This window comes from Actinophytocola xinjiangensis (assembly GCF_001921215.1).
Classification (GTDB): domain Bacteria; phylum Actinomycetota; class Actinomycetes; order Mycobacteriales; family Pseudonocardiaceae; genus Actinophytocola; species Actinophytocola xinjiangensis.
Window position 1 is genome coordinate 108,004 of record NZ_MSIF01000007.1, and the last position, 21,296, is coordinate 129,299.

Consider the following 21,296-nt stretch of genomic DNA (forward strand, 5'->3'; position numbering starts at 1 on the left):
TCACTGGCGCCGTGTGAGGTGGCGGACTTGTGGTGGTTCACTGCCAAATGAGAGTGTACTTTCACTTGGGAGTGGACTACTGAAATGAGGTGGGGGCGATGAAGAACCGATGGTGGGCGCTGGGAGCGCTGAGCCTCGTGGTGCTCGCGGTGGCGTTACCGGTGACGATCTTGACGGTAGCCCTGCCGACCCTGGCCACGGCGCTCGGCGCGTCGGCGACCGAACTCCAGTGGTTCGTCTCCGCCTACACGTTGGTGTTGGCCGCGGGGGTCCTGCCGGGCGGGCTGCTCGGGGACCGGTTCGGGCGCAAGCGGATGTTGCTGGTCGCCCTGGGAATCTACGCGGGTGGCTCGGTGCTCGCCGCCACCTCGACGACGCCCGGGATGTTCATCGCGGCGCAGGCGGTGCTGGGGTTCGGGGCGGCGATGGTGGTGCCGCTGGTACTCAGCGGGCTGGCGGTGATGTTCACGCCCGAGGAACGGCCCCGGGCCATCGGGATCTGGTCGGCGGCGAACTTTGTCGCCTTACCGTTGGGGCCGATCGTCGGGGGGTGGTTGCTGTCGAATTTCTGGTGGGGCTGGGTTTTTCTGATGAACCTTCCCGTGATCGTCCTGGCTGTCGTCGCGGTGGTCGCGTTGTTGCCCGAGTCGCGCAGTGAGCGGCGGCCGGCGTTGGATCCTGTCGGGATCGCGTTGTCCAGTGCCGGGCTCGCCGTGGTGACGTTCGGGCTGGTTGAGGCCGGGCAGGACGGGTTCGGGTCGGCCGGCGCGGTGGCGAGCATGGTTGGTGGGGCGGCGCTGCTGGTCGGGTTCGTGTGGTGGGAACGGAATCTGGAGCGGCGACGCCCGGGAAGGACACTGGTCAATCTTTCCCTTTTTCGGTCGCGGCGGTTCGCCTGGGGGACGGTGCTCGCCGGGCTGGGGACGTTCGTGTTCTTCGGATTCCTGTTCGCGGCGCCACAGTACTTTCAGGCGGTGCTGGACACCGACGCCATGGGGAGCGGGGTTCGGCTGCTGCCGTTGCTGGGCGGGATGATGGTCGGCGCGGGCCTGGCCGACCGGATCGCCACCTCGGTGGGGTCCAAGGTCGCGGTGGCCGCCGGGTTCGTGATCCTGGGAATCGCCCTCGTGTTGGCGGCGGGAACGACCGTGACCAGCGGGTACGGGATCGCCGCCGTCTGGACGTCGCTCGGTGGGTTCGGGGCCGGGTTGGCGTTGGCGACGGCGTCGTCGGCCGCGCTGTCGACCATCGACGCCGAGCGGGCCGGGGTGGCCTCGGCGCTCAACCAGTCCGTGCAGAAACTGGGGAGTCCGTTGGCGGCGGCCATCCTCGGCAGCGTGCTCAACGCCGGGTACTCCGACCGGCTGGACCTGGGCGGGACGGCCGGCGCCGTCGCGCGGGAAAGCGTTCACGCCGGGGTCGCGGTGGCCCGGCAGGCCGGGTCACCGGAGATGCTGGCGCAGGTTCGGGGGGCGTTCGTCGACGGCATGGGGCGGATGTTGTGGGTTTCGGTGGGAGTGGCGGTTCTCGGGGTCGTGCTGACCGTCGCGTTTCTGCCGGCGCGGGGCACCCGGGTGGCCGTGACTAGCGGGAACGCAGCAGAATCGGGCCATGACGTCGGCGTTCGACCCCGGTCCTGAGGCCGGCGGATTGCGTGAGCGGAAGAAGGCCCGCACGCGGGCCACGATCCAGAAACACGCGGTCCACCTGTTCCGCACCCAGGGTTACGCGGCGACCACCGTCGAGCAGATCGCCGAGGTCGCCGAGGTCTCGCCGAGCACGGTGTTCCGGTACTTCCCCACCAAGGAGGACCTGGTCACCACCGACCTCGTCGACCCGGTCATCTACGCCGCGTTCGAAACCCAGCCCGCCGAACTCGGACTGCTCGACGCGTGGCGCAACGCCATGGTCGAGTCCTTCTCGACCATGACGCCCGACCAGGTCGACCGGGAACGCGGGCGCGGCATGCTCACGCTGTCCGTGCCGGAACTGTGGACCGCGTCGCTGCCCAACATCAGCAACGGGCTGGCCGCGATGACCGAACTGAGCGCCCGCCGCCTCGGCCGCGCGCCGGACGACCCGGAGATCCGGCACACCATCGGCGCCATGTTCGGCACCCTGCTCGTCGCCGCGCTCGACTGGCTCAAGGACCCCGACGCCGACTTCACCCCGATGCTCAACGACGCCATCACCCGACTCAAGGCCGGCGTCAACCTCTGACCCCCCGGTAGCGACCGGCCGCGGACTGGGCGGTCACCGCCGCGACCAGGGCGGCCGCGATCGCCGCACCGCCCAACGACCAGCCGATGACCTGCGCCTCCTCGGCCGACCACTGGAGCACGGCCGTCAGCAGCGCCGACTGGACCACCGCCAGCAGCAACAGGGCGAACGCCGCGGCCAACGCCCCGTTCGGACGCTTGGCCAGCGAGGCGGCGAGAACGAAGCCGACCAGCACCAGAATGATCATCATGACGAGGACGGGCGCGGAGACCGTGCGCAGGAAGTAGGCGGCGCCCAGCCAGTCGGTCGGGGTGAGCGGGCTGAGCGAGGTCTGCATCGACAGGCCGGCCGCACCGCTGGAGAACTCGGCGACCAGCACCTTCATCGGCAGGAACCCGCCGGCGGCCAAGGCGACCGCGCCGACCGCCTGGGCGTAGGCCGCCCACCGCCCGAACGCGGCCAGCGCGGCCGGAACCGCCAGCAGCAGCAACGGCAGCGCGACGATCAGCACCGGCACCCAGTCGTCATCATCGGGTCGGGTCGAGTAGGCCGGGTCGTAGAGCAGCGCGCCGAGCAGGGCCGCCGTCGCTCTCGCGACCAGGTAGGCGGACGCGGCGAACACACTCGGCCGCCAGTGCCGGCACACCAGCACCACGGCCAGGGCGATCGCCAGGACCGACTCCACGACGCCCGCGACCGTTCGGGCGCCGCCGATGATCAGCCACAGCCACGGCGGGCCGAGCCCCAGGCCGAGCAGCGCCACCACGGCGGCGGCCGCACCGGGCTTGCCGGGCAGCCACACGGCCAACGCCCCGGCCGCCGCCAGGACGACGAGCGCGATGGCGCCATGGACCCCATGGTGCCAGTCGAGAACAGGCAACCCCATGACGACGAACACCACGGCCGCCGCCGCCAACACGACGGCGAACGCCGCGGCGGAGCGGGCATCCGGATTCGCCGGCGGGATGTGGTTCTGGACGGGCACGCCGATCGGCGGCGTCGACTCCGGATCACCGGACCGCCCGTGCGACGCCCCGTGGGCCGCCGAACCACCGCCGAACGCCGGACCGCCGGGCTGTGGCGCACCACCCCCCGGACCCCCATCGGCCGCGTACCCCGGACCGCCGGCCGCAGCGGTCGGACCGCCCGCCTGCGGCGAACCGGGACGTGAGGCCGGGCCACCAGCCGGGTCGGCGCCGATCGGGACGAGCGCGGTGAGGGCGCGGCGAACGGAATGCACGCGCAGCGCCACCAAGGCGATCACCGCCAGGACCACCGGGACGACGAGCACCACGATCGTCGTGTTCGACTGCCAGGTGGCGAAGGACTGGTCCTGGCGGAGGAAGACCGGCGGGGTGGCGAACGTGGTGGCCGCCAGGATTCCGGTCGGCAGGTCACGCCGCAGGACCGCCAGGATCAGCAGGAACGCGCCGGTCAACAGGGCCAGGGCCGCCACCAACTGCGGACCGACCGTCTGGTCTACGGCCGCCGGGTCGGCCGCGCCACCGAACTGGGTCGTGCCGAGGGAACCGAACGGGGACGAGCCGGCGCCGAAGGCGAACGACGCCGACATCGCCGCAGCGACCGAGGCCGCCGACGACCACACCGCCGCCGGGTCGGACCGGACCACCACGGCCGTCAGCACCAGGGCCAGCACCAGCGTCGTGACGGAGACGGCGGTCGCCGTGACGTCGACGGCGATCAGCAGGAGAACCAGGAGCATCGGCAGCAACGCCCCCGCGCCCACCGCCCAGGCCCGCATCCCGGTCGACGCCGCGACGACCACCAGCGTCAGCGCGGGACAGCCGTAGACCAGCAGCACGAACAGGAACACCGACGTGACGGGCTCGGCCACCACCGCCGTCAGCATCGCCATGCCGAGCAGGTAGCCGCCCAGAACGACCAGCGACGAGCCGATACCGCGCAGGACCGGGGCCCCGACGGCTCTGGTCAGCGGATGTGCCGGGTCGCGGGCCGGCCGCAGGACCGGCCAACCCGCGACCAACAGCAGCAGCGCCACCACCACGCGCGGCACCGGTGACGACATCACCGACGACCCGCCCAGTGCCCCCACGCCGACGACGAAGGCGGCCAACACCGCCACCACAGCCGCCGGCCGGCTGTCCGTTTGGTCCCGCGAATCCGCTAACGACTCCGACAACATGGGGTTCTTTCTAGACGAACCCACCGGCCCAGATGGTCAGAACGGACACGTTCGCCCTGGTTACTTCACTCCAGCGGCATCCATCCCCCGCAGTTCCTTCTTCAGATCGGCGATCTCGTCGCGCAGCCGGGCCGCCAGTTCGAACTGCAGATCCCTGGCCGCGTTCATCATCTGGTCGGTCAGCTGCTGCACCAGGTCCGCCAGTTCGGCGCGGGCCATCGACCCCACGTTCTCCTTGACGTACACCCCGGACGAACGGCCGCCCGGCTCCCCCGCCGCCCGCCGGCCACGGGAGGCGTTGCGGCCAGAGCCACCGATCGGCACGGACTCGGCGCCGCCCTCCTCGGCCTCGGTGTAGACGCGGTCGAGGATGTCGGCGATCTTCTTGCGCAGCGGCTGCGGGTCGAGACCGCGCTCCTCGTTGTAGGCGATCTGCTTGGCGCGCCGGCGGTTCGTCTCGTCGATGGCGTGCTTCATCGAGTCGGTGATCCGGTCGGCGTACATGTGGACCTGGCCGGACACGTTGCGCGCCGCACGCCCGATGGTCTGCACCAGGCTGGTGCCCGAACGCAGGAAGCCCTCCTTGTCGGCGTCGAGGATCGACACCAGCGACACCTCGGGCAGGTCGAGGCCCTCACGCAGCAGGTTGATGCCCACCAGCACGTCGAACTCGCCCAACCGCAGCTGGCGCAACAGCTCCACGCGCCGCAGCGTGTCGACCTCGGAGTGCAGGTAGCGGACCCGGATGCCCAGTTCGAGCAGGTAGTCGGTCAGGTCCTCGGACATCTTCTTGGTCAGTGTCGTGACCAGGACGCGTTCGTCGCGCTCGGCACGCACGCGGATCTCGTGGACCAGGTCGTCGATCTGGCCCTCGGTCGGCTTGACGACGACCTCCGGGTCGATCAGCCCGGTCGGGCGGATGACCTGCTCGACGAACTCGCCGGCCGTCTGGCCCATCTCGTACGGGCCGGGGGTGGCCGACAGGTACAGCGTCTGGCCGATGCGGTCCTGGAACTCCTCCCAGGTCAACGGGCGGTTGTCCATGGCGCTGGGCAGGCGGAAGCCGTGGTCGACGAGGGTGCGCTTGCGGGACATGTCGCCCTCGTACATGCCGCCGACCTGCGGGACGGTCACGTGGGACTCGTCGATGACCAGCAGGAAGTCCTCGGGGAAGTAGTCGAGCAGGGTGGCCGGGGCGGTGCCGGCCTCGCGCCAGTCGATGTGCCGCGAGTAGTTCTCGATGCCCGAGCAGAAGCCGACCTGGCGCATCATCTCGATGTCGTAGGCGGTGCGCATGCGCAGCCGCTGGGCCTCCAGCAGCTTGCCCTGCTTCTCCAGTGTCGCCAGCTGGCCCTCCAGCTCGGCCTCGATCCCGCCGATGGCGCGTTCCATCCGCTCCGGGCCGGCGACGTAGTGGGTGGCCGGGGAGATCCGCACGTTGTCGACCTGGCGGACGATGTCGCCGGTCAGCGGGTGCAGGTAGTACAGCGCCTCGACCTCGTCGCCGAAGAACTCGATCCGCACGGCGAGTTCCTCGTAGGCGGGGATGATCTCGACGGTGTCACCCCGGACGCGGAACGTGCCACGACTGAAGGTCACGTCGTTGCGCGTGTACTGGGTGTCGACGAGCGCGCGCAGCAGCGTGTCACGCTCGATCTCGTCACCGACGGTGAGTGCGATCGTTCGATCGAGGTACTCCTGGGGGCTACCCAGGCCGTAGATGCAGGACACCGACGCGACCACCACGACGTCGCGGCGGGACAGCAGGCTCCACGTGGCCGAGTGACGCAGGCGCTCGACGTCCTCGTTGATCGAGGAGTCCTTCTCGATGTAGGTGTCGGTCTGCGGGACGTAGGCCTCTGGCTGGTAGTAGTCGTAGTAGCTGACGAAGTACTCGACGGCGTTGTGCGGGAAGAACTCGCGCAGCTCGTTGGCCAGCTGGGCGGCGAGGGTCTTGTTCGGCGCGATCAGCAGGGTGGGGCGCTGGAGCCGCTCGATGAGCCAGGCCGTGGTCGCCGACTTGCCCGTTCCGGTGGCGCCGAGCAGCACGACGTCCTTCTCGCCGGCCTCGATCCGACGCTGGAGATCGTCGATCGCCGCCGGCTGGTCGCCCGCCGGTTGGTAGTCACTGACCATGCGGAACCGACCATCGGCGCGCGGGATGTCGCCAATGGGTCGGAACTCGGAACTCGCCATCACTCCTGCCACGGGAACGAGATTACGCCCGGGCACCGACAGAAACTGTTTGCCCTGGTCAACCATGGTCTAGCCACCGTCCATGACGCCGTGCGATGGTGTTGGCGTGCACCCGCCCAAGATCGAACTCTTCGACGTCGCCGGCCGGACGAACACCGATCCCAAGGGCATCGTCCGGCCCGTCGACCGCTACGAGGTGACCGACTTCGGCCTGTACCTGGCGCGGCCGCTGGAGGGCCATCCGGACATCGCCTACTTCCGGTCGTGGCTGCTGCCCTCGGCGGGGCTGCGGGTCGGGCGGTGGCGGGCGCACCCGGACCGGGAGCTGGACCACGACGTGTACATCGACGTCGTCGACATCGACGTCGTGGACAGCGAGCGGGGGCCGGTGTGGCGCACGGTGGACCTGTACCTGGACGTACTGGTGCGTGACGGCGCCGACCTGCGGGTACTGGACACCGACGAGGTGCTCGCGGCGCGGGTGGACGGGTTGATCGACGACGTGACCACCCAGCGCGCGTTCGCCAGGACGTTCGCGGCGGTGGAGGGCATCGCGGCGGCCGGCTACGACGTGGAGGCGTGGCTGGCTCGCGCGTTCACGATCACGCTGACCTGGGACAATCGCTGACATCGCCCGTCAAGAGGGTTCTCACTATCGAGTGGAAATTTGACACGATCGATACCTAATAACTCCTGAGTCGTGACATAACGAATCCGTTCCGGGGGTTACCGAACGCATGGCGGCGACTACGCTCTGGACCCGTGGGCACGGCGATCACACCCCAGCTCGTCGACATCGTCGACACCTTCACGTCGTCGCGAAGCTACGTCTCCACCGGCACGACGCGGCGGTTGCGCACGTGCCAGGTCGAGCGCTGGGGTCTGCGCACCGAGTGCCCGACACCCGACGACCCGTTCCACGACGCCGAGGTCACCTGGCTGCTGCCCGAGCTGAACCTGCGGCTCACCCACTACCGGCCACGATCCCGCCACGCCAGGGCGAATCCCAGCGAGCTGACCGCCGTGCGGGCGACCAGCGACGGCCGCTACTGGCGCACCACCGACCTGCTGCTCGGCCTGGCCGCCCCCGGCGGGACGACCGCGCGGATCGTGCGCTGTGAGGAGTTCGCGGCGGCGGTCGCCGGGCGGGTGCTCTACGTCGAGGACGCCGACCTCGCGCTGTGCACGGTGCACAAGACGCTGGAGGAGTTCAGCCGCCTGCGGCACGACCTGTCCCGCTGGCTGGCCCACAAACACATCTTCGACGTCTGGCCACCGTTCGATCGATAGTGGGTCCACCGATCGGTTGATGTCGTTACCCACCTGAACCGCGTCCCACGCTGACCCGCTGGGCGATCCGCCCGCGCGCGCCCGCCGACAGGCTGGGCGCATGGCAATCATCGAGGTGGACGGCCTGGTCAAGCGCTACGGCGAGCGGACCGCCGTCGACGGGGTGTCGTTCACGGTGGACGCCGGGGAGATCTTCGGCATCCTCGGACCCAACGGCGCCGGCAAGACCACGACCGTCGAGTGTGTGGAGGGCCTGCGGACCGCCGACGCCGGCACGATCCGGGTCTGCGGACTGGACCCGGGCGACGTCGCACTGCGACACCGGCTCGGCGCGCAACTCCAGGAGAGCCAACTCCAGGACAAGCTCACCGTGCGTGAGGCGATGGAGCTGTATTCATCCTTCTATCGTCACCCTGCCGACTGGCGGGAACTGCTGGACCTGCTCGGCCTCCGCGACAAGATCGACTCCCAGTTCCGCCGGCTCTCCGGCGGGCAGAAACAACGGCTCTCGATCGCCCTCGCGCTCGTCGGCAACCCCGAGGTCGCGGTGCTCGACGAGCTGACCACCGGCCTGGACCCGCAGGCCCGGCGCGACGTGTGGGACCTCATCGACGGCATCCGCGAGCGCGGCGTGACGATCGTGCTGGTCACCCACTTCATGGAGGAGGCCGAACGCCTCTGCGACCGGCTCGCGCTGATCGACGCCGGGAAGATCGTCGCCCTCGACAGCCCCGCCGGGCTGGTCGCCACGGTCGACGGCGTCCAGCGGATCCGGTTCCGGCCCTCCGCCCCGCTGGACCACGCGCTGCTCAGCGCGCTGCCCGAGGTGACCGACGTCGCCCGGTCCGGCCGGCAGCTGGTGATCACCGGGCACGGCAACGTACTGCACGCCGTCACCTCGGTCCTGGCCCGCAACCAGATCATCGCCGCCGACCTGCGGGTCGAGCAGACCACGCTGGACGACGCCTTCGTCGCGCTCACCGGCCGTAACCTTGAGACCCAGGAGACCCCGTGAACGTCCTCTACCGGCTGACGGTGACCGAGACGAAGCTGACGCTGCGTGAACCGATCGTGATGTTCTTCGGGATCGTGCTGCCGGCGCTGCTGCTGACGATCATCGGGCTGGTGCCCGCGTTCCGCGAAGCCAACCCCGACCTCGGCGGCGCCCGCACCATCGACCTGTACGTGCCGATCGTGATCGTCATGGCCGGCACCATGCTGGCACTGGCCGTGCTGCCACAGGCCTTCGCCGCCAACCGGGAGAAAGGTGTGCTGCGCCGGATGGCGACCACCCCGGTCCGGCCGGCGGCCCTGCTCGCCGCACAGCTGCTGAACCTCGTGCTGTTCTCTGTGGTCGCGACCGTCATCGTGCTGGCCATCGGCCGCCTGGGCTACGGCGTCGCGCTGCCGTCGAACCTGTTCGGCTACCTGCTGTTCTACGTCCTGGGCCTGGTCACGATGCTGAGCCTGGGGCTGCTCGTCGCCGCGCTCGCCCCGACCACCGCCGCCGCCAGCGCCATCGGCACGGTCCTGTACTTCCCGCTGCTGTTCTTCGCCGGCCTGTGGGCGCCGCGCGAGGCGATGTCCGACCTGCTGCGCCGGATCAGCGACTTCACCCCCCTCGGCGCGATCGTGCAGGGCCTCAACGACGCCACCGCCGGAGTGTGGCCCCAGCTGCTGCACGTCGCGGTTATGGTGGGGTGGATCGTGGTGACCGGCGGACTCGCCGCCCGGTACTTCCGCTGGCAGTGAGTGGGAACGCAGTCATGTCCGAGCCGGACCTCGCGGCCGAGTTCGACCGCTGGGAACGGCGGGAAAGCGCCATCATCGGTGTGCTGCCGTACTTCCTGGTCGCCGTCTCCAGCGTGATCGCGCTGATGCAACCGGCGTGGGGCATGCCCGACCACTCGGCGGGCATCATCCCGCTGGTCGGCGTGGCCGTCGCGTGGATCGCCTGGCTCTACACCGCCCACCCCGGGTGGCGGTCCCGGCGCCGGCTGATGGCCGGCTACTTCACCGGGCTGATGCTGATCTGCGGCGGCCTGGTGATCCTGTCCCCCTGGTTCGGCATCCTGGCGTTCATCGGCTACATCCACTCGATGGAGACGCTCGCCGGCCGGTGGCGGTTCGTCGGCGTGGCGGCCACCGCGTTCCTCGCCGGCTCCAGCCAGGTCGGCGGGGTCGCCAACATCAACGCCGACACCTGGTGGGTGTGGCTGCTGGTGGTGGTGTTCAACATGCTGGTGGCCGGCGCGTTCTCGTTCTTCGGCGAACAGACCCAGGGCCGCAACCTGTGGCAGAAACGGGCGCTGGCCGAGCTGGAAGCGGCGCTGGAGGAGAACGCCGGGCTGCACACCCAGCTGTTGACGCAGGCCAGGGAGGCCGGCGTGCTCGACGAGCGGCAGCGGATGGCCAGGGAGATCCACGACACGCTCGCCCAGGGGCTGGCCGGGATCATCACGCAGCTGCACGCCGCCCAGCAGTCGCCGGCCGACTGGCGCCGGCACGTCGACACCGCCGCCGCCCTCGCCAGGGACAGCCTCACCGAGGCGCGCCGGACCGTGCACGCCGTCGAACCGGCCGCGCTGGAGTCGGCCAGGCTGCCCGACGCCATCGGCGAGGTCGTCACGCGGTGGGCGTCGGTGAACGACGTGCGGGCCGTGCTGACCACCACCGGGCACGCACGGCCGATGCACCCGGAGGTCGAGGTCACGCTGCTGCGGGCCGCGCAGGAGGCGCTGGCGAACGTGGCCAAACACGCGCGGGCCAGCCGCGTCGGGCTGACACTGTCCTACATGGAGGACCTGGTGACGCTGGACGTGCGCGACGACGGGATCGGCTTCGCCTCCCCCGGTGTCCGGTCGGACGGGATGCGCGGCGGGTTCGGGCTGACCGGGATGCGCCAGCGGGTGCAGCGGCTGGCGGGGCGACTGGAGATCGAGTCCGAGCCCGGCGGTGGGACCGCCGTGTCCGCGACCGTGCCGGCGATCCCCGCGGGCGGTGCGCCGTGAACGAGCCGATCAGCATGCTGATCGTCGACGACCACCCGGTCGTGCGGGACGGCCTGCACGGCATGTTCGCCGGCGACCCCGGCTTCACCGTCGTCGGCGAAGCCGCCAACGGGGACGAAGCGATCACCCTCGGCGAGCGACTGCGGCCGGACGTCATCCTCATGGACCTGCGCATGCCCGAGGTCGACGGCGTCACGGCCATCCGACGGCTGGCCGAACGCGGGGTGCCGTCCCGAATCCTGGTCCTGACCACCTACGACACGGACAGTGACGTCCTGCCGGCGATCGAGGCCGGCGCGACCGGGTTCCTGTTGAAGGACGCGCCCCGCGAGGAGCTGTTCCGGGCCGTGCGCGCGGCGGCCAGGGGCCAGGCCGTCCTCTCCCCGTCGGTGGCGACGAGGCTGATGGGGCAGATGCGTCAGCCGGCGTCGGAACCGTTGTCCCAGCGTGAGCTGGAGGTCCTGGGCCTGATCGCCCGAGGATCGACCAACCGCGAGGCGGCGGCCAAGCTGTTCATCAGCGAGGCGACGGTCAAGACACACCTGCTGCACGTGTACGCCAAGCTCGGGGTGAAGGACCGGGCGGCGGCGGTCGCCGTGGCGTTCGAGCGTGGTTACCTGACCACGTTGCGTTCTTATTGACGAATTCCTTGCTATTTGGCGATTCTGGCATTTCAGCGATCATCCGTATACGTTGGCGGCGTGTCCGCTGTCGTTCCCGTCACTGACCGCTACCAGCGGCCGCTGCGCAATCTGCGCATCTCGGTCACCGACCGGTGCAACCTGCGCTGCCGCTACTGCATGCCGGAGGCGGAGTACGTCTGGCTGCCGCGCAAGGACCTGCTGACCTTCGAGGAGATCTCGACCCTGGTCGACGTGTTCATGTCGCTGGGGGTGGACAAGGTCCGGATCACCGGCGGCGAGCCGCTGCTGCGGCACGACCTGCCGACACTGGTCGGCATGCTCGCCCCCAAACCCGGCCTGCGCGACCTGGCGATGACCACCAACGGGGTGCTGCTCGCCGACCACGTCTCGGCGCTGCGCGACGCGGGCCTCGGACGGATCACGGTGAGCCTGGACACGCTGCGTGCCGACCGGTCCAAGACACTGTCGCAACGGAACTCGCACCCGCAGGTGCTGGCGGGCCTGGCCTCGGTGGCCCCCGCCGGCTTCACCGACACGAAGATCGACACCGTGGCGATGCGCGGCGTCAACGACGACGAACTCGTCGACCTGATCGAGTACGGGCGGACGGTGCCGGCCGAGGTGCGGTTCATCGAGTACATGGACGTGGGTGGGGCCACCACGTGGTCGCCGGACCTGGTGCTGTCCCGGGCGTCGATGCTGAGCACGTTGCGCGCGCACTACGGCGAGATCCGGCCTGTCGCCCGGGTCGACGCGGCGCCCGCCGACCGTTTCCTGCTGCCCGACGGGACCGTGTTCGGGATCGTTTCCTCCACCACCCAGCCGTTCTGCGGGACGTGCGACCGGAGTCGGTTGACGGCCGACGGGATGTGGTTCCGGTGTTTGTACGCGATGGTGGGGACCAATTTGCGGGATCCGTTGCGGGATGGGGCTTCCTTTGAGGAGCTTCGGGGGTTGATCGGTGGGATCTGGGGAGAGCGGGAGGATCGGGGGGCGGTGGATCGGCTGGCTGAGCGGGACCGGACCCCGTTCGTCCCGGTGGCGGCGCTGAAGGCCAATCCGCATCTGGAGATGCACACCCGAGGGGGTTGATTTCTTTTCCGGGGAAGGTCAAGCACGCCAACCAACCCGCTCAGCCCACTCCTGCGCCCGCGACGCCCCTTCGGCGAACCACGCCTCCTTCGCCTCCTCGTAACGCTCGGTATCACCCTCGTACAGAGCGGACAGTCGCTCCTTCACCCCCCGATACTCCTCAAGAACCCCCTCCTCCCCCCGAATCCAGGCAGGGAACAACAAAGCCAACCGCCAGCCGGGACTCCCCTTCACCCGAAGATGGACCTGCGCGAGCCGCCCAGGGTCCGCGGACTCGTGCAAGCGCTTTCCCCGGTCGTCCGGATCCTGGGGCTCATCCTGTGAGACATGTGGCGCGAGGGGAAACCCGGCGGCGGCCAGTGGCTCGGCGAAGGCGTCGGCCTGGTCGAGGGACTCGACGGTGAGCTGCAGGTCGATGATGTCCCTGGCAGGCAGCCCGGGAACCGACGTCGACCCGATGTGGTCGACCCGCGCCGACGGGTCACCGATCCCCGCACGGATCCTGGCGATCAGACGTTCGGCCTGGGCCGACCACGCCGGGTCGTAGGACCTGAGCCGAGGGCCGCCGTACTGGTTGGCGTGGCCCAGACGGATGTTGCTCTCGTACCGCACCAGCCGGTCGGCCCACAGGGCGTCGACCTCGGCGAGGATCTCGTCGACCCAGCCGCCGTTGTCGAGCCAGACGTCGGCGACGGCACGGCGGGCCTCCTCGGACGCCTGCGCGGCGATCCGCGCCCGGGCGTCCGCCTCCGGCATGCCCCGGTCCCTGACCACCCGGGCGACGCGGGTCTCCACCGGCGCGTCGACCACGATGACCAGGTGGTACGCGGGGCCGATGGCGTTCTCGACGAGCAGCGGCACGTCGTGGACGACGATCGCGTCGGCGGGGGCGGCGGCCATGAGCTGGCCGGTGCGCTCGGCGATCAGCGGGTGGACGATCGACGTCAGCGTCGTGCGGGCGGCGTCGTCGTTGAACACCCGGGCGGCGAGGCGGGCACGGTCCAGGGCACCGGCGGCGTCGAGGATGTCGTCCCCGAAGGCGCCGGCGACGGCCGCCAGACCCGGCGTCCCCGGCTCCACGACCTCACGAGCCAACCGATCGGCGTCGATGACCACCGCGCCGTGCTCGGCCAGCCGACCGGCCACAGTGGATTTCCCGGAGCCGATCCCGCCGGTCAGGCCTACTCTCAGCATGCCGGCATTGTGTCAGGGGACGTGGCCAAGCTGTTATGTGGTGATCTGGGAGTGTTGAGCACTGGTTTCGTGGGCGGATCGCTTACGGTAGCCGGCAACTGGTCACCCATATGGAGGACTTATGCGGGGTTGGGGGACGCGGCGACCAGGCAAGCACCGACTCGGGACACCCGGGTTGCGGCACTGCCTGGACTACCGATCGGTCGCGAACGCACTGGCCGAGTACCGACGCGGCTGGGTCACGGGGATCCTCATGCCCACCGCCCGACACAGCCTGGCCGGCCTACGCCGCCGAGCCGCCGCGGCGGCCGCCGAGCGCGCCTGGGCACCGGCGGTCGCACTCCGATGACGACCACGCCACCAGCGTCCGGCTTCCTGTTACCCCGCTCCCCGCACGCCACGCCCCGGCGGGACGCCCACTAACCCGCCCGGCCCTCACTCCCGCGACCGGCCCACCCCCGACGCGGCGATACCCCCTGCCCACCTCGCCCACCTGGACGCGGCGATACCCCCTGCCACCTCGCCCACCCCGACGCGGCGATACCCCCTGCCACCTCGCCTACCCCGACGCGGCGGTGCCTCCTGCCGACCTCGCCCACCCCCGACGCGGCGGTGCCCCCTGCCCGCCTCCCCTGCCGACGGCCGGATGGACCCGCCCGAGTCCCTCGCCAACAGCGAACCGGCCACCTCCCGACCACACACGACACCCGTCGCCCCCACCCCGCCGCTCACGCCTCCAAAACTGTCGGTGGTGATCGGTAACCTGAAAAGAGGGGTCCCCCAGGGCCGGTGCGATGCAGGTCGGCGGGCGGATTTGCATTCGCGCATCTCGCGGGCTGGGTGGGGAGCTGACGGGTGATGGAAGGCGAGGAGGGGTGCGCGGAGCGGAGGACGTACGCGGCGGCACGGTGGCGTTGCGGTGGCGAGACGCCACCGTGGCGCGGTCGCACGGTCGCGCAGTCGCACGGTCGCGGGCGTCACGGTGGCGGGCGGCGGGGCGGCTGGGTGGCGGGGATGCGTGGGCGGCTCGGAGAGGGCACAGGCAGTCGCGGACCAGCGTGTCGCGTTCCTCCGACCCGGCCTGGGGGACGACCCTGGCGTAGTTGCGCCGCAGTGGGGCGGCCCCGCCGGAATCGGCGGCGTCCGGCGAGGTGAGCCCCTGCCGTAGGGGGACGCGGCGCGGGACGGACACCGACACCGCAGACACCGACACCGTGGACGTCAACACCGTGGACGTCGACGCCGTGCGGTATCGGTCGAAACACCGTGGGTGCACAAGCCTGAGGCGAACCAGCACTCGCAAGCGGCCGGGGGCAAGGGCCCGGGAGGCGGGCACCAACGCTCGTGGTGTTCAGGCGGGCTCCTGGAATCCTCGACGCGCGGCGACGTTCCGTGAGCGCCCGTGAAAAGGCCGAGGGCCCCGCCGGCGTCGACGGGGCCCTCGGAACGGGGTAGAACTCAGATTCCGCCGGACAGCTTCTCGCGGAGGGCGGCGAGCTGCTCGTCGCTGGCGAGGGTGCCACCGCTCTTCTTCTGGGTGTCACCGCCGCCCGAGGAGTAGTTGCCGTCGCCGGCTTCGCCGGCTTCCGCGCCGCCTTCGGACTCGGCGGCAGCTTCGGCTTCGGCAGCCTTCTTGACCTGGGCCATGTGCTGCTCGTAGCGGGTGTGGGCCTCGGCGTACTGCCGCTCCCACTCCTCCCGCTGCTTGTCGAAGCCTTCCTGCCATTCCTGGGTGTCGGGGTCGAAACCCTCCGGGTAGATGTAGTTGCCCTCGCTGTCGTACTCCGCCGCCATGCCGTACTGCGTCGGGTCGAACTCGGTGTCGGGGGTGAAGCCCTCGTTCGCCTGCTTGAGGGACAGCGAGATCCGGCGCCGCTCGAGGTCGATGTCGATGACCTTGACCATGACGTCGTTGCCGACCTGGACGACCTGCTCCGGGATCTCCACGTGGCGCTCGGCCAGCTCGGAGATGTGGACCAGACCCTCGATGCCCTCGTCCACGCGGACGAACGCGCCGAACGGCACCAGCTTCGTGACCTTGCCCGGCACGATCTGACCGATCGCGTGGGTGCGGGCGAACTGGCGCCACGGGTCTTCCTGGGTCGCCTTCAGCGACAGGGACACGCGCTCGCGCTCCATGTCGACGTCCAGCACCTCGACGGTGACCTCCTGGCCCACCTCGACCACCTCGGACGGGTGGTCGATGTGCTTCCAGGACAGCTCCGAGACATGGACCAGACCGTCCACGCCGCCAAGGTCGACGAACGCACCGAAGTTGACGATCGAGGAGACCACGCCCTTGCGGACCTGGCCACGCTGCAGCTGGTTGAGGAACTCGCTGCGCACCTCGGACTGCGTCTGCTCCAGCCACGCGCGCCGAGACAGAACCACGTTGTTGCGGTTCTTGTCCAGCTCGATGATCTTCGCCTCGAGCTCACGGCCGACGTAGGGCTGCAGGTCACGAACCCGGCGCATCTCGACCAGCGACGCGGGCAGGAAGCCCCGCAGGCCGATGTCGAGAATCAGGCCGCCCTTGACGACCTCGATGACCGTGCCCTTGACCGGCTCGTCGGACTCCTTGAGCGCCTCGATCGTGCCCCAGGCCCGCTCGTACTGAGCGCGCTTCTTGGACAGGATCAGCCGGCCCTCCTTGTCCTCCTTCTGGAGGACCAGGGCCTCGACGTGGTCACCGACCTTGACGACCTCGTTCGGGTCGACGTCATGCTTGATCGACAACTCACGAGAGGGAATGACCCCCTCGGTCTTGTAGCCGATGTCGAGCAGGACCTCGTCCCGATCGACCTTCACGATGGTGCCCTCGACGATGTCGCCATCGTTGAAGTACTTGATGGTCTTGTCGATGGCGGCGAGGAAGTCCTCCCCCGTCCCGACGTCGTTAACGGCGATCTGCTGCTTCGGCGCGGCGTCAGCCGGGACAGTGGTGGTGTCGGTGGACATTGGCTAGGTGGCTCCGGTACGGATTAGTTGAGAGACGGCAGGATTTGCAGTTGTCGGCACGCGGCGGCATAGTCGCCGACGGATCCGACACGGGTGCGTACGACACCGCCAACGCCGCGCGACCGAATCTGATTCCCTGCGAGGTGGACAGACGGGCAGCGCGATACCACTGCGCGCCGGTATCCTACGTGCCCGCACGTCGGCCGGGCAAACGTGGGTGGCTGATCAGCGCAGTTTCGGAGCAGTCACAGTGGTGCACCGCGAAGCGCGCGGCCACGAGGGGGAACGCATGTCCACGCCGTCAACCGGCGAACCAACCGACCTGGAGCAGCCACCGGTCCGCCGGGCGGAACAACTGCTCGGCACCGTCGGCAGTGAACGGCGATCCGCGTCGTCGGCCGAGTCCGTCGCCGCCAACAGCGCCTGGTGGGACGCCGACGCCGACGACTACCACGTCGAACACGGCGAGTTCCTCGGCGTCAGCGACTTCGTGTGGTGCCCGGAGGCGCTGCGGGAGGCCGACGCGCGGCTGCTCGGCGAGGTCGGCGGCCGCGACGTGCTGGAGGTCGGCTGCGGGTCGGCGCCGTGCGCGCGGTGGCTGACCGCCGAGGGCGCGCGGGTCGTCGGGCTCGACCTGTCGGCCGGCATGCTGCGTTACGCCGCCGCCGCCAACGAGGCCACCGGGATCGACGTTCCGCTGGTCAGGGCCAACGCCGAACGGTTGCCGTTCGCCAGCGAGTCGTTCGACGTCGCGTGCTCGGCGTTCGGCGCGGTGCCGTTCGTGTCGTCGCTGGCCGCGGTGTTCGGCGAGGTCGCCCGGGTGCTGCGGCCCGGCGGGTCGTGGGTGTTCGCCGTGACTCACCCGATGCGGTGGATCTTCCCGGACGATCCGGGGCCCAACGGGCTGCGGGTCACCGGCTCCTACTTCGACCGCCGCCCCTACGTCGAGGTCGACGGCGACGGCCGCGCGACCTACGTGGAGTACCACCGCACGCTCGGGGACTTCGTGCGCGCCCTGACCGGCGCCGGGCTGACGATCGTCGACCTGATCGAGCCCGAGTGGCCAGACGGGCTGACCGAGGTGTGGGGCCAGTGGAGCCCGCTGCGCGGCGAACTGTTCCCCGGCACGGCGATCTTCCGGTGCCGGCGGGTCGGGTGAGGGTCGCCGACGCACTGCTGGCCGCCCAGGCCGCCCGGTTCGAACGGCTCGACCCGCTGCTGCCACCCGCCGTCGCACCGCCCGACGGTGACGTCCTGACCGCCGCGCTGCCCGACGGCGAGCGGGTGGCCGGGGTGCTGACGCGGGCGAACCACCCGGCGGGCAGCGCGGCGACCCTGTGGTCGCCGGCGCAGGTGTGGGAGCTGCATCCGCTGGTCGGGGACGTGGGCGGGGCGGGCACGGAGGCGCTGCTGCGGGAGTGGCGGCGGGTGCTCGACCGGGTCCCGCCGGGGGTCGACTCGGCGTGCACGGTCACGTGGCCGAGCCGGGACGTCGAGGCGGCCGGGCCGTTGCTGCGGCACGGGTTCGTGCCGCTGACGATCCTGGCGGTGCGGGTCGGGGCGGCCGACGTGGTGGCTGACGAGGGGGCTGAGGTCGCCGACGGCGACCTGGCCCGCGATGCGACCGACAGCGCGGTGAGCGGCGGCGCGGGCGGCCGTGCGGAGGGTGTGGGGGGCGACCTGGTGGTGCGGGTGGCCACGGGGCGGGATCTGGACGTGGTGTTGGAACTGGAGTTGGTCGAGTTGGCGTACTCGGCGCAGGTGGGGGCGGCGATCGTGCGGGCGGACGCCCGGCAGGTCAGGCGGGCGGCGTTGGTTCGTCACCTTGAGCAGGGTGATCCGGTGTGGCTGGCGGAGCAGGGTGGGGTCGTGGTCGGGGCCGCGCACTGTCGGGTGGTGGAGGTCGGGGCCGGGTCGGCGGGGGCGGGGCGGTTGCCGGTGGGGCGTTGGGGGTACGTCAACTCGGTTTCGGTGCGGCCGGAGGTTCGGGGGGCGGGGGTCGGGCGGCGGTTGATGGACGTCGCGCACCGGGGGTTGCGGCAGTGGGGGGCGGGCCGCACGTTTCTGTACTTCAACCCGCCCAATCCGCTCTCGCCGGGGTTCTGGGCCCGACAGGGATACCGTCCACTGTGGACGATCTGGGAGGTTCGGCCGGCCGGCGCCATGCGGTAGGGAACCCGGCGCGCCACTCGTGACTCTTGCACGTGAACGATCCGATACAGGGAGCGTGCATGACCACTGGGGACTGGTTCGAAGCCCTCTACCAGGGCAGCTACCGCAGTTTTGTACTCACCGCCTATGCACTGCTCGGTGACCTCGGCGAAGCCGAGGAGGTCACCCAGGAGGCCTTCGCCGTCGCCTATGGGCGGCACGGGCGGGTCGCGCGGGCCGACAGTCCGGAGGCATGGGTCCGCACCGTCGTGGTGAACCTCGCCAAAAGACGGGGGCGGCGGCGGGCGATGCTCGACCGGCTGCTGCGGCGCGGCGCCACCGACCCCGACCCACCGCCGCCCGGCGAGCACCTCGACCTGCACGCCGCCATCCGCGCCCTCGACCACGACCACCGTGCGGCCATCGTCCTGCACTACCTGGCCGACCTGCCGCTGGACACCGTCGCGTCCATCGTCGGAGTTCCGGTCGGGACGGTGAAGTCGCGGCTGTCCCGGGCGCGGGCCGCGCTCGCCCGCCAACTCAGCCCCCAGGAGGCCGACCATGCCTGACCACGACACCCACCTCGACGAACAGCTCACCGACCTGCGCACCGACCTGCGCAACGACGTCTCCCTCCCCCACCCCGCCGCCATCCTCGAACGCCACCGCCAGCGCCGTTCCCGCCGGCGCCTGCAGGCCGGCGCGGTGGCCGCCGTCCTCGTCGTCGGCGCGCTGATGCCCACCCTGCGCAGCACCAACGCGGCGCCCGCCACCGGCGGCCCCCCGACGGCGGACACCACGCCCACGTCGACCGACGACCGGTTGGTGACCAACCTGCAGTTCGCCGCCGACGGAACCGGCTACGCCACCCGCTTCCACCTCCCCGACGACGGCCCCGGCGAGCCGATCCCCCCTTTCGACGCGACCCTCCTGACCAGCTCCGACGGGGAGAACTGGGACGAGGTTGGGACCATCCCGATACCGGAGCGGACCGACCTCTACCTCATCGGCGACCTGACGGTGCTGGGGCCCGAGGAACTCGTGGTCGACTGGCGGTCCGAGAAGAACCCGACCAGCTCCGCCTCCGCGCGCATCCACAGCACCGACGGCGGCCGGACCTGGCAGGACGTCCCGATGCCCGACGTCGTGACCGAGGTCGTGCCGGCCATCCCCGACCACGCCGAACTCGTGCCGGCCTGTTCCGTTGACCCCACGAAACGACCGCCGTGCACGACCCCGTCGTTCACCGTCGTCCTGCCCGGCACCGGGACCTCCGCGGTCCTCGCCAACCCGCCGCCGCTGCTCACCCCCGTGCCCGGCTCCCTGCCGACCGCGAACGGCCGCTGGTGGGCGGTCGGCCAGCAGCCGGACACCAAGGACTGGGCGATCACGGTGAGCGCCGACGACGGCCGGACGTGGAACACCGTCACGCTGGACCTCGACCTGGCCAACGACTCCCGGTCGAACAACATCAGGGCATCGGTCGTGTCCATGGACGACAGCCTGTACGCCTCGTTCGTCGGCCCCGTGCCGAACAACAGGGAGACCCTGCGCGGCATCTTCCGCAGCGACGACGACGGCCGGACCTGGCGGCAGACCTGGACACCCGCCCCCGACCAGGACGACCTCCCCGTCACCGGCACCCTCGTTGCCGGGGACGACGGCGCCCTGCGGCTGCGGGAGTCGCCGAACCTGCTCACCTTCACCGACGGCGGCACCACCCTGACGCACACCGTGCACCTGGGTCTCGGCATGGTCGGCTGGACCCGGAAGGGCTACGTCTCGGGGTGGCGTTCGTACTACGAGCTGTCCACCGACGGCATCAACTGGACGAAGTACGACCTGCCGATGGAGTGAACTCACCGACCTGGCGGACCGCCGAGGGGCGGCCGGCCAGGGCCTGGCGCACGCCCTCCAGCACGCCGGCCGCGATCTCCTGGCGGTTGAGCCAGCGGTTGCGGCCGGCGTGCCGGACGAAACCCAGCACGACCTGCTGGGTCGGATGCCCGGACAGCACCGGCTCCGGACAGCCGCCGACCGGATGGGCCGACGCGCTTCCATGGACCTCCACCACGGGCGCGGCGGGAGCCAGCAGCGGCGCGACCGCGTGCAGCACGGTCTCCCGCACCTCCCGGTGCACCCAGGCGACCAGCAGGTCCGCCGGCCCACCCAGCGCCACACCGGCGTCGCGCGCCAGGGCGGGGGCGTCGAACCAGTCGGCACGCACCCATACCGACCCCCGGGTCGCGCCGGCGGAACGGCGGCTGGGAACCACGACGTGCCAGCCGTCGGCGACGAGGGATTCGGCGCAGCCGGACAACATTCCGGTACCGCCGAGAACAAGGGCCCGCTGTCCGGTCATCAGACCTCCGGTGC

The 21,296-nt window shown here is 70.7% G+C and carries 19 protein-coding genes; 14 read left to right on the forward strand and 5 right to left on the reverse strand.

Annotated elements, in window-relative coordinates:
• Positions 1-98: 98 nt before the first annotated feature.
• Both BLA60_RS16725 and BLA60_RS16730 read left to right on the forward strand, forming a co-directional pair.
• Complete coding sequence (locus BLA60_RS16725; RefSeq protein ID WP_075133821.1) at positions 99-1,640, forward strand: MFS transporter; 1,542 nt, start codon at positions 99-101, stop codon at positions 1,638-1,640.
• On the forward strand, positions 1,612-2,220 hold the full coding sequence (locus tag BLA60_RS16730; RefSeq protein WP_075133822.1) for a TetR/AcrR family transcriptional regulator: 609 nt from the start codon (positions 1,612-1,614) through the stop codon (positions 2,218-2,220). Before BLA60_RS16725 ends, BLA60_RS16730 begins: the two co-directional genes overlap by 29 nt.
• Here the strand turns inward: BLA60_RS16730 and BLA60_RS16735 are convergent.
• Together BLA60_RS16735 and uvrB are read right to left on the reverse strand one after the other, a co-directional pair.
• Positions 2,210-4,315 carry a hypothetical protein gene (locus tag BLA60_RS16735; RefSeq protein ID WP_154814406.1) on the reverse strand — a complete coding sequence of 702 codons (2,106 nt, stop codon included), beginning with the start codon at positions 4,313-4,315 and terminating at the stop codon, positions 2,210-2,212. The two genes, BLA60_RS16730 and BLA60_RS16735, sit on opposite strands and share 11 nt — an antisense overlap.
• Positions 4,316-4,444: 129 nt before the next feature.
• The gene (uvrB, locus tag BLA60_RS16740; RefSeq protein ID WP_075133824.1) at positions 4,445-6,580 is read right to left on the reverse strand and encodes an excinuclease ABC subunit UvrB; all 2,136 of its coding nucleotides are present in this window, start codon (positions 6,578-6,580) and stop codon (positions 4,445-4,447) included.
• A 106-nt stretch (positions 6,581-6,686) separates the two neighbouring features.
• Between uvrB and BLA60_RS16745 the strand changes: the two genes are divergently transcribed.
• The 7 genes from BLA60_RS16745 to moaA all read left to right on the forward strand — a co-directional run bounded on the left by BLA60_RS16745 (position 6,687) and on the right by moaA (position 12,617).
• Positions 6,687-7,208 carry a DUF402 domain-containing protein gene (locus tag BLA60_RS16745; protein ID WP_342744749.1) on the forward strand — a complete coding sequence of 174 codons (522 nt, stop codon included), beginning with the start codon at positions 6,687-6,689 and terminating at the stop codon, positions 7,206-7,208.
• A gap of 134 nt (positions 7,209-7,342) precedes the next feature.
• Complete coding sequence (locus BLA60_RS16750) at positions 7,343-7,870, forward strand: ribonuclease FAU-1 family protein (protein ID WP_075133826.1); 528 nt, start codon at positions 7,343-7,345, stop codon at positions 7,868-7,870.
• A gap of 100 nt (positions 7,871-7,970) precedes the next feature.
• Entirely contained in the window at positions 7,971-8,885 is a 915-nt protein-coding gene (locus tag BLA60_RS16755) for an ABC transporter ATP-binding protein (RefSeq protein ID WP_075133827.1), read from the forward strand.
• A complete protein-coding gene (locus tag BLA60_RS16760; RefSeq protein ID WP_075133828.1) occupies positions 8,882-9,622 on the forward strand; it encodes an ABC transporter permease in 741 nt (246 codons plus the stop codon). The genes BLA60_RS16755 and BLA60_RS16760 overlap by 4 nt, the downstream gene beginning before the upstream one ends.
• 14 nt (positions 9,623-9,636) lie before the next feature.
• Positions 9,637-10,881, forward strand: coding sequence for a sensor histidine kinase (locus BLA60_RS16765; protein ID WP_075133829.1), 1,245 nt, complete (start codon positions 9,637-9,639; stop codon positions 10,879-10,881).
• Between the two features lie 14 nt (positions 10,882-10,895).
• Positions 10,896-11,522, forward strand: coding sequence for a response regulator (locus BLA60_RS16770; RefSeq protein WP_075134006.1), 627 nt, complete (start codon positions 10,896-10,898; stop codon positions 11,520-11,522).
• A gap of 60 nt (positions 11,523-11,582) precedes the next feature.
• The gene (gene moaA, locus BLA60_RS16775) at positions 11,583-12,617 is read left to right on the forward strand and encodes a GTP 3',8-cyclase MoaA (protein WP_075133830.1); all 1,035 of its coding nucleotides are present in this window, start codon (positions 11,583-11,585) and stop codon (positions 12,615-12,617) included.
• A gap of 18 nt (positions 12,618-12,635) precedes the next feature.
• On the opposite strand, the gene coaE is transcribed toward moaA, so the two are convergent.
• The gene (gene coaE / locus BLA60_RS16780) at positions 12,636-13,811 is read right to left on the reverse strand and encodes a dephospho-CoA kinase (protein ID WP_075133831.1); all 1,176 of its coding nucleotides are present in this window, start codon (positions 13,809-13,811) and stop codon (positions 12,636-12,638) included.
• A 121-nt stretch (positions 13,812-13,932) separates the two neighbouring features.
• Between coaE and BLA60_RS45540 the strand changes: the two genes are divergently transcribed.
• A complete protein-coding gene (locus tag BLA60_RS45540; protein ID WP_075133832.1) occupies positions 13,933-14,160 on the forward strand; it encodes a hypothetical protein in 228 nt (75 codons plus the stop codon).
• A 1,109-nt stretch (positions 14,161-15,269) separates the two neighbouring features.
• Here BLA60_RS45540 and rpsA read toward each other — a convergent pair.
• Complete coding sequence (gene rpsA / locus BLA60_RS16790; RefSeq protein WP_075133833.1) at positions 15,270-16,769, reverse strand: 30S ribosomal protein S1; 1,500 nt, start codon at positions 16,767-16,769, stop codon at positions 15,270-15,272.
• Between the two features lie 289 nt (positions 16,770-17,058).
• On the opposite strand from rpsA, the gene BLA60_RS16795 reads away from it, so the two are divergent.
• Genes BLA60_RS16795 through BLA60_RS16810 form a run of 4 tightly spaced genes read left to right on the forward strand, consistent with a single transcriptional unit; the run spans position 17,059 to position 20,777 of the window.
• A complete protein-coding gene (locus tag BLA60_RS16795; protein ID WP_075133834.1) occupies positions 17,059-17,928 on the forward strand; it encodes a class I SAM-dependent methyltransferase in 870 nt (289 codons plus the stop codon).
• Entirely contained in the window at positions 17,925-18,941 is a 1,017-nt protein-coding gene (locus BLA60_RS16800) for a GNAT family N-acetyltransferase (protein WP_075134007.1), read from the forward strand. Before BLA60_RS16795 ends, BLA60_RS16800 begins: the two co-directional genes overlap by 4 nt.
• 59 nt (positions 18,942-19,000) lie before the next feature.
• Positions 19,001-19,489: a SigE family RNA polymerase sigma factor gene (locus BLA60_RS16805; RefSeq protein ID WP_075133835.1), complete on the forward strand. Its 489-nt coding sequence runs from the start codon at positions 19,001-19,003 to the stop codon at positions 19,487-19,489.
• Positions 19,482-20,777: a beta propeller repeat protein gene (locus BLA60_RS16810; RefSeq protein WP_075133836.1), complete on the forward strand. Its 1,296-nt coding sequence runs from the start codon at positions 19,482-19,484 to the stop codon at positions 20,775-20,777. The genes BLA60_RS16805 and BLA60_RS16810 overlap by 8 nt, the downstream gene beginning before the upstream one ends.
• Here the strand turns inward: BLA60_RS16810 and BLA60_RS16815 are convergent.
• Complete coding sequence (locus BLA60_RS16815) at positions 20,743-21,282, reverse strand: Rossmann-fold NAD(P)-binding domain-containing protein (RefSeq protein WP_084735009.1); 540 nt, start codon at positions 21,280-21,282, stop codon at positions 20,743-20,745. The genes BLA60_RS16810 and BLA60_RS16815 overlap by 35 nt on opposite strands.
• Between the last annotated feature and the right edge of the window lie 14 nt (positions 21,283-21,296).

Coding starts and splice junctions, on each gene's coding strand:
- BLA60_RS16725 (WP_075133821.1), top strand. CDS start 99: ATGAAGAACCGATGGTGGGCGCTGGGAGCGCTGAGCCTCGTGGTGCTC.
- coaE (WP_075133831.1), bottom strand. CDS start 13,811: ATGCTGAGAGTAGGCCTGACCGGCGGGATCGGCTCCGGGAAATCCACT.
- BLA60_RS45540 (WP_075133832.1), top strand. CDS start 13,933: ATGCGGGGTTGGGGGACGCGGCGACCAGGCAAGCACCGACTCGGGACA.
- BLA60_RS16810 (WP_075133836.1), top strand. CDS start 19,482: ATGCCTGACCACGACACCCACCTCGACGAACAGCTCACCGACCTGCGC.
- BLA60_RS16795 (WP_075133834.1), top strand. CDS start 17,059: ATGTCCACGCCGTCAACCGGCGAACCAACCGACCTGGAGCAGCCACCG.
- uvrB (WP_075133824.1), bottom strand. CDS start 6,580: ATGGCGAGTTCCGAGTTCCGACCCATTGGCGACATCCCGCGCGCCGAT.
- BLA60_RS16770 (WP_075134006.1), top strand. CDS start 10,896: ATGCTGATCGTCGACGACCACCCGGTCGTGCGGGACGGCCTGCACGGC.
- BLA60_RS16755 (WP_075133827.1), top strand. CDS start 7,971: ATGGCAATCATCGAGGTGGACGGCCTGGTCAAGCGCTACGGCGAGCGG.
- BLA60_RS16730 (WP_075133822.1), top strand. CDS start 1,612: ATGACGTCGGCGTTCGACCCCGGTCCTGAGGCCGGCGGATTGCGTGAG.
- BLA60_RS16765 (WP_075133829.1), top strand. CDS start 9,637: ATGTCCGAGCCGGACCTCGCGGCCGAGTTCGACCGCTGGGAACGGCGG.
- BLA60_RS16805 (WP_075133835.1), top strand. CDS start 19,001: ATGACCACTGGGGACTGGTTCGAAGCCCTCTACCAGGGCAGCTACCGC.
- rpsA (WP_075133833.1), bottom strand. CDS start 16,769: ATGTCCACCGACACCACCACTGTCCCGGCTGACGCCGCGCCGAAGCAG.
- BLA60_RS16815 (WP_084735009.1), bottom strand. CDS start 21,282: ATGACCGGACAGCGGGCCCTTGTTCTCGGCGGTACCGGAATGTTGTCC.